This window comes from Pseudoalteromonas sp. Angola-30, assembly GCF_028599215.1.
In the GTDB taxonomy this organism is placed as follows: domain Bacteria; phylum Pseudomonadota; class Gammaproteobacteria; order Enterobacterales; family Alteromonadaceae; genus Pseudoalteromonas; species Pseudoalteromonas atlantica.
On sequence record NZ_JAQREI010000004.1, the window covers coordinates 325,661 to 333,151 of the forward strand.

The window sequence follows — 7,491 nt, forward strand, 5'->3', positions numbered from 1 at the left end:
AACCAGTTGGAGTAGTTACTTGTTTAAGGTATTAAAAATTATTCTGGTTGTACTATGCCTATTTTGCGCATTTTTATTGGGTTCTCAAAATCCACAATTAGTACAAATCAATTATATTATTGCCAGTAATACCTTGCCACTCGCTGTAATTATAAGTATCTGCTTTATACTGGGTGTAATAATAGGGTGTTTTATTAGCTTTAAATTGTTTTCTAAATTAAAGTGGCAAAATTACCGCTTAAAAAAACAATTAGGCCCAGAAAAAAATAATAGTAAGCTTATTGCTAATAAAGACACCTAATCATGATTGAGCTTTTGTTTTTACTACTGCCTGTTGCTGCCGGTTATGGCTGGATTATGGGCAAAAATAGTGCAAAAAACCAAGCTCATCAACTCAATCGCCAAATCACTTCAGAATACAGTAAAGGCTTAAAGTTTTTACTAGACAGAGAAGAAGATCAGGGCTTAGAGCACCTAATAAACCTATTAGAAGTGGCTGCTGACTCTGTTGACCACTACTCAACCCTTGCTACCATGTTTCGCCGAAGAGGTGAGCTTGACCGCGCAATAAAAATTCATGAACTCCTTTTAAAACACCCAAGTTTAAATGAACAACAAGCCGCAGCTAGCCGTCTAGAATTAGCCGAAGATTATATTATGGCCGGCTTATTAGACGGTGCAGAAGAGCATTTAGTGTGGCTTGTTAAAGCTGGGCATGAACAAGCACTTGACCCAATTATTACTTTATACTCGCAAACTCGAGAGTGGGAAAAGGGCATTAATATGTTCGAAGCCCACAGTGAGTTATTTGTTAAAGAGCAGCATTTTAAAGCAATTGCTAATTTTTACAGTGAAGCTGCCCTAAGCGAAAATAAACCGCAATTAATGAACAAAGCCATTAGCTTAAATTACAAAGCGGTTCGTCCTTTATACGAACTAGGGTTATCGGCTTACACAAGTGAAGACTACGTTAAAGCAATTTACTATTGGCGTGAACTCGTTTGCCAATTTACGTTATTTGCACCTTTGTTTATTGACCAGCTTGCACATAGCTATAAGCAGTTAAATTTAACACATCAGTTTCATGATTTATTATGTGACTTGCTCGATAAAGGTGGGGTGCTAATAAAAATAAAACATTGCCAAGCACTGTTAGAGCAGGGAAATACTAAACAGGCATTTGAGTTTTTAACCGACAGCTTAAAACGTCAGCCTACAATTCGAGGTTTTAGCTTTTTACTACAGCTAATGAGTGATAAAAATCCAAATACCAAAGAAGTACTTGATGAAATTGATAAGCTAGTTACGTCTTATATAGCTACAAAACCAGACTTTCAATGCCAACACTGTGGTTTTACAAGCCACACTATTTATTGGAACTGCCCATCTTGTAAACATTGGGAAACCATTGTGCCAAGTAGAGGCCTAGACGGATTTTAATAACCCCCAACTATTTATAACTTTACTGCCATTCATTAGGATAGTTATGTCTTTAGAAGATACAAAAAAAGTTCTTATTGCCCTAGATTACGATTCACAAGACGCGGCTCTTAATTTTGTAAAAAAACTCTCACCAGATACGTGTCGCTTAAAAGTAGGCAAAGAAATGTTTACTTATTTTGGCCCTGCATTCGTTAAACAGTTAATCGATTTAGGCTTTGACGTATTTTTAGATTTAAAATTCCATGATATCCCTAATACAGTGGCAAAAGCGGTCACCGCAGCGGCTAATATGGGCGTTTGGATGGTAAACGTTCATGCATCAGGTGGTTTTGAAATGATGAATAAGGCAAAGCAGGCACTTGAAAAGTTTGGTGATAAAGCACCTTTATTAATTGCAGTGACAGTGCTAACCAGCATGGACGAAGCTGAACTAAAGCGTTTGGGTGTTGAAAAATCAGCGCAAGAACAAGTTATTCATTTAGCTAAATTAACAAAAGAAGCAGGGCTTGATGGCGTAGTATGTTCTGCCCAAGAAGCGAAAGCGCTAAAAGCGCAATTAGGTAGCGAGTTTAAGCTAGTTACTCCTGGCATTCGCCCTGCTGGTAGCGATGTGGGCGACCAAAAACGCATTATGACACCTAAGCAAGCTATTGAAGCGGGTAGCGATTACTTAGTGATTGGTAGACCAATTACACAATCGTCAGATCCGGTACAAACTTTAGCCGATGTTAATAAATCACTAGTTTAAGTTAACAAAAAGCAATTATTTAGTGCTAAACCCCTTTTATGAATACATTTTTATGCTACATTAGTACTAAGAATGCAGTAAGGGGGTTATTTTGAAGTTAATTTTTGGATCTATTTTAATTGTTGTTGCAGGTTTTTCAGTAAATAAACACGTTTTTTCTAGTAAAGCTTATGATGGAGTAGCGACGATTACTGACTTAGTCGCAAATTACCCTGTCGATTTATTTGAATTTAAGCAAACCATGCATGGCTACGCACACCACTTATGCTATAAAAATGAAGAGCGCTTAACGCGCCAAAAAGTAACTACGTCAGATTGCATTTCAAATCACGACGACAAACAAAGTGAATGTGAAAATAAAGTATTTAGATTGGCGCCACTAAGCTTAGAAACCAAAGCTGAGATACTTGATTATTCAAAGCAATATACAGAATGTACGTTGCCGTATAAGCGTATTATGGGCTAATGCCTGTTAGTAATTCCCTAATTATTTTTCAGGGGTAAACCTAGTGTTAGCTTTGTTTAAAAAATTTTATTTACGCGAAGGTGAGGGCAGAGAATAGGGCAATATAAGTGCCGTTAGCGATAATAGCTAAATAACGTTTTTTTATTCATCAAAACGTTTTATCATCTTTGAACAATCATTTAATTAAACTATTTAGAAACGTTTTAACTATAAGCGCCAACATAATGTTAGCGCTTATAAAAAGTGTACAACTATTTTAAGCGGATAGATTTGGCTTCTATGTCTATCAAGCCTTGCTTAAATAAACCACCAATGGCTTTTTTGTAGTTAGCTTTACTGGTTGAAAATACTTTTTTGATAAGCTCAGGATCAGATTTATCACCAATGGCTAGTATGCCGCCCTCGTTTTTAAGCTTTTCCATTATTTTATCGCCAAGTTCACTTACTTTACCCATGCCTGGCTTTTCAAGTATAACGTCGATTTTTCCGTCTTCACGTACTTTTTGAACAAACCCTTTAAGCTTTTGCCCTACAAATAAGTTTTTAAATACCATGTTGTAAAACACAACACCAAAGTGAGACTCTTCAATAAGCACTTTGTAGCCAATATCTGTTTTTCCAGCAACAATTAAATCAACTTCTTGAAGATGTGTGTACTCAGGTTCATCTTTTGATAAAAAGCGATTAAAGTTGCTTGATGCACAAATACGTTGGCTCGCATTATCTAAATATAAGCGAACTAAATAAGAATGACCTTCTTGCATACGTGGTTTTTGCTCGTTAAATGGAGCTAAAACATCTTTTTCAAGTCCCCAATCTAAAAAAGCGCCGATGCTATTTATTTCTTTAACACGAAGCAGTGCGTATTCACCTACTTGGGCATGAGGTTTTTTTACTGTTGCTGTAGGTAAATTGGCGTTATCTAAAAAGATAAAAACGCTTATGCTATCGCCAGCTTCAAGTTCATCTTTAATTTCGTGTTTTGGTAAAAACACTTCCCCTAAATCGTGGCCATCAAGGTAAGCACCTTCATTGCTCACTTCTTTTACAAATAAGGTTTGTGTTGTTCCTAGGTAACTCATAATTATTCCTGCTCAGGCTTTTTTTTACGGCGCATTGGTGAATTGCCATCAATGTTTATCGGGGCTTTTATAGGTGCAGCTGGTTTTTTAGGTTTTGCCTTACGTTTAACTTGCGGCTTTTTCACCTGTGCAACTTTTTTAGTTTTTACAGAGGCTGTTGCAGGCTTTTTCTCTTTTACACCTTTAAATTTAGCTTTAAGGCCTTCAACGCTTGCAAAAACCAGCTCGTCGTTCAAAAACGACTTAATTGCTAAGTAGCTTGCCCAGTCTTTAGGGCCTACTAGCGATAATGCATTACCTTTAAATCCGGCGCGGCCTGTACGACCTATACGGTGTACATACTCTTCAGCGTGTTTTGGTAAATCAAAATTGATTACGTGCGTTACACTTAATAAGTCCAATCCTCGCGAAGCAACATCAGTGGTGATCAAAATTTTAAAGTTTTCGCGGCTAAACGAGTCCATGATCTCAAGACGTTTGCTCTGTGTTAAATCGCCAGCTAAAGCCACTGATTTAAAACCTTTTGCATTTAATGCTTCACTTAAACGGCTGGTATCGGCACGGGTAGCTGTAAATATAATACATTGGCCAACATCATCTTGTTTTAAAAAATGCTCAAGTAACGCTTCTTTATGATCAAGGTGATCAGCTAAATAGAGTGTTTGTTTAATATCACTGTGTTGTTCGTTAGCGGCGCTCAGTGTAATTTGTTTTGGCTTTTTTAATAAATTACGCGATAGGGCATCAACTTGAGCGTGATCTAGTGTCGCTGAAAACAACAATGTTTGGCGCAAGCGGTGATTAGCTTGCTCGTTAATCATTTTCAGCTGTTCAGTAAAACCTAAGTCTAAAATACGGTCGGCTTCATCAAAAATTAATAGCTCTAACCCACTTAATTGTAATGAGCGTTTTGTGATGTGATCGGCCAAACGCCCAGGGGTTGCCACAACAAAGTGCGGGTCGTTACGAAGGGCTTTAATTTGATCGTTAAAGTTCTCGCCACCGAGTATTTTTACAGCTTTAATGTTTGTGCCCGCAATTAATAAACGCAACTGCGTAAATACTTGCGTTGCAAGCTCACGGGTTGGTGCAACGATGAGGACACGTGGATCGCGTTTACTGAGCGCTTTTTGTTTCATAACTCGCTGAACAGCAGGTAATAAAAACGCTAATGTTTTGCCCGACCCAGTTTTAGACTGAGCAAAAATGTCATGCCCTGCAAGTGCGGTAGGCACTGCATGTGCTTGAATATCTGTGGGCTGGGTGATCCCTTGATGTGCTAATTGTGTTTCAAGGCGAGTATCAATCCCAAGATCAGTAAAGTGCAAAGTCGTGTTCTCCAATGTGCAACTTAAATTAATGGCCGCATTATAGCTTACACAAGGGTTATGCCGACAGTAAAAACCATTCTAACGCGCTATTTTTTGCAATTAATTATAAAAAGCGTAAAATACGCGCCCCATATGCGCCGGATTTACGATTCGGTAAACGCCACTTAAGGCTATCAAAGCAAAATAGGAAGTAAAATGACTGCTGTTCATAAAGATGATGTAACAAACGAGCACTTTGTAGTGTGTGCAATGTACAAATTTGTAGGTTTGCCAAATTTTGAAGCACTACGTAAACCCCTTTTAGAAGTGATGGAAGCAAACGAAGTACGCGGTACTTTATTGCTTGCTGCTGAAGGTATTAACGGTACTGTATCGGCTAAACGCGAAGGAATAGATAACTTACTTGCGTGGTTAGACACACAAGAAAACCTAAAAGACATAGTGACTAAAGAATCATACGATGATGAATGCCCGTTTTACCGCACTAAAGTAAAGCTAAAAAACGAAATTGTTACTATGGGCGTTGAAGGGGTTGACCCACTAAAAGTAGTGGGAAGCTATGTTAAGCCTAAAGAGTGGAATGCATTAATATCAGACCCTGAAGTGATTTTGATTGATACACGTAACGATTACGAAATTGAAATTGGCACTTTTCAAAATGCAGTCGATCCTAATACCAAAACTTTCCGAGAGTTCCCTCAGTGGGCTAAAGAAAATTTAGACCCAGAAAAACACAAAAAAGTAGCCATGTTTTGTACCGGTGGTATTCGCTGCGAAAAATCAACGGCTTACATGAAAGAGCAAGGGTTTGATGAAGTTTACCACCTTGAAGGCGGTATTTTAAAATACCTAGAAGAAGTGCCAAAAGAAGAAACAATGTGGGAAGGCGAGTGTTTTGTTTTTGATAATCGTGTAGCAGTAAATCATGATTTACAAAAAGGCTCTTACGATCAATGTCATGCGTGTCGTATGCCGATTACAGAAGAAGAAAAGCAAAAGCCAGAATACATGGAAGGTGTTTCGTGTCATCACTGTATTGATAATGTAACCGATGAGCAACGTGCTCGTTTTGCTGAGCGTCAAAAGCAAATAGAATTAGCACAAGCACGTGGTGAAGGGCACATTGGTAATGAAGCGCAAGCGGTTTTACAACAACGTAAAGAAGCTAAAAAAGCACAAAAAGAAGCCCAGCGCGGTAAATAATCTTTAACTACCTATTATCTACATAGCCCAGTTTATACTGGGCTTTTTTATTTATATAGCCACTTTTTAGTTTAATCCTGCCAGTATTTGTATAAATGCGTAGTCTTTAAGCGCCTTTTTCAAAAATTAATTGGTATTACCAATTTAATTTCATCTTATAGTTTTGCTAATTTATCGTTCTATCCTACCTATTGATCAATCAGCTGTTAGACTTCGTAAGGTAATGGAAATAATAATTAATTAAGGTGTTACTTTGAAATCGCAAAACTTTTTAATCGGTGTGCTTAGTTCGCTGCTGTTTTTCAGCCTACCTGCAATGAGTGCGAACGTTGTTGTACAAAAAATTGCCCTAGAAAGTGCAAAACAACAAGTACAAGCGGTAGGAAATACAGAGGCAATTCATTCGGTTGTAATGTACCCCGCAGTAGGCGATAGAGTAACAGGCGTTTTTTTTAAGCCAGGTGATAAAGTAAAAAAAGGCGATACTTTACTCGAACTTGATTCTCGTAGGCAAAAAGCAGCGCTTGATGAGGCTAAAATTAAACTTGCCGACACCCAGCGAATACTAAAACGATTAGAACAAAGTCAGGCCAAAGGCGCAGTGCCTAAAAGCGATGTTGATGATGCTAAAACTGTTGTAGAGCTTGCCAAAGTCACCCTCATACAGGCTCAAACTGAGCTTGAAGACAGAAAAGTAATTGCGCCGATAAATGGCATTATGGGTTTAACAGATGTTGAGGTAGGCGATAGAATAACCGAGCAAACGCCCATTGCCACAATAGATGACACAACAAGCCTGTACATAAATTTTAACGCACCGGAGTCGGCTATCAGTATGCTGCGTAATAAAAGCAGCTTAACGGTGTTTCCTTGGCAATCAGACACTGCCATTAACGCTGATATTGCCTATTTAGATTCACGCGTAGACCCACAAACTCGTACTTTACGTGTTAAAGCCAAGCTAAATAATGAAAAACAACAATTTTTACCTGGTATGAGCTTTAGAGTACATATTGAAGTGTTAGGCGAGCATTTTGCTGCAGTTCCTGAGGCTGCATTACTGTGGGGGGCAACAGGCCCGTATGTATGGACCAGCATTGATAAAAAAGCCACACGTGTTGATGTAAAAATAGAGCAGCGCTTGGCGGGGCGATTATTGGTTTCTGGGCCGTTAAATAAAGGCGATACTTTAGTAATTGAAGGGGTACAACGCTTACG

Annotated in this window: 8 protein-coding genes; 6 read left to right on the forward strand and 2 right to left on the reverse strand. The window is 38.4% G+C overall.

Annotated features, from left to right (window positions below; translation table 11 throughout):
- The first annotated feature begins 19 nt into the window (after nucleotides 1-19).
- The 4 genes from PSH54_RS08540 (at nucleotide 20) to PSH54_RS08555 (ending at nucleotide 2,657) form a co-directional block, all read left to right on the forward strand.
- Entirely contained in the window at nucleotides 20-301 is a 282-nt protein-coding gene (locus PSH54_RS08540; protein WP_064385448.1) for a lipopolysaccharide assembly protein LapA domain-containing protein, read from the forward strand.
- 2 nt (nucleotides 302-303) lie between these two features.
- Entirely contained in the window at nucleotides 304-1,440 is a 1,137-nt protein-coding gene (lapB, locus tag PSH54_RS08545; protein ID WP_273605941.1) for a lipopolysaccharide assembly protein LapB, read from the forward strand.
- Nucleotides 1,441-1,486: 46 nt separating this feature from the next.
- Complete coding sequence (gene pyrF, locus PSH54_RS08550) at nucleotides 1,487-2,191, forward strand: orotidine-5'-phosphate decarboxylase (RefSeq protein ID WP_004587875.1); 705 nt, start codon at nucleotides 1,487-1,489, stop codon at nucleotides 2,189-2,191.
- A gap of 91 nt (nucleotides 2,192-2,282) precedes the next feature.
- Nucleotides 2,283-2,657 (forward strand): hypothetical protein, encoded by a 375-nt coding sequence (locus tag PSH54_RS08555; RefSeq protein ID WP_273605942.1) that lies wholly within the window; start codon nucleotides 2,283-2,285, stop codon nucleotides 2,655-2,657.
- A gap of 251 nt (nucleotides 2,658-2,908) precedes the next feature.
- Here the strand turns inward: PSH54_RS08555 and PSH54_RS08560 are convergent, their stop codons facing one another.
- Together PSH54_RS08560 and PSH54_RS08565 are read right to left on the reverse strand one after the other, a co-directional pair.
- Nucleotides 2,909-3,739, reverse strand: a complete 831-nt coding sequence (locus PSH54_RS08560; protein ID WP_054982457.1) for a CvfB family protein — start codon at nucleotides 3,737-3,739, stop codon at nucleotides 2,909-2,911.
- Nucleotides 3,740-3,741: 2 nt separating this feature from the next.
- The gene (locus PSH54_RS08565) at nucleotides 3,742-5,067 is read right to left on the reverse strand and encodes a DEAD/DEAH box helicase (RefSeq protein WP_273605943.1); all 1,326 of its coding nucleotides are present in this window, start codon (nucleotides 5,065-5,067) and stop codon (nucleotides 3,742-3,744) included.
- A 198-nt stretch (nucleotides 5,068-5,265) separates the two neighbouring features.
- Here PSH54_RS08565 and trhO point away from each other — a divergent pair, with 198 nt between their 5' ends.
- Both trhO and PSH54_RS08575 read left to right on the forward strand, forming a co-directional pair.
- On the forward strand, nucleotides 5,266-6,273 hold the full coding sequence (gene trhO / locus PSH54_RS08570; RefSeq protein ID WP_024034100.1) for an oxygen-dependent tRNA uridine(34) hydroxylase TrhO: 1,008 nt from the start codon (nucleotides 5,266-5,268) through the stop codon (nucleotides 6,271-6,273).
- A gap of 316 nt (nucleotides 6,274-6,589) precedes the next feature.
- Nucleotides 6,590-7,491: efflux RND transporter periplasmic adaptor subunit (locus tag PSH54_RS08575; RefSeq protein ID WP_443197769.1), on the forward strand; the 902-nt coding region annotated here is incomplete at its 3' end.

Bases quoted from the DNA above. Each gene is read 5' to 3' on its own strand.
- lapB (WP_273605941.1), top strand. From the start codon at position 304: ATGATTGAGCTTTTGTTTTTACTACTGCCTGTTGCTGCCGGTTATGGC.
- pyrF (WP_004587875.1), top strand. From the start codon at position 1,487: ATGTCTTTAGAAGATACAAAAAAAGTTCTTATTGCCCTAGATTACGAT.
- PSH54_RS08560 (WP_054982457.1), bottom strand. From the start codon at position 3,739: ATGAGTTACCTAGGAACAACACAAACCTTATTTGTAAAAGAAGTGAGC.
- trhO (WP_024034100.1), top strand. From the start codon at position 5,266: ATGACTGCTGTTCATAAAGATGATGTAACAAACGAGCACTTTGTAGTG.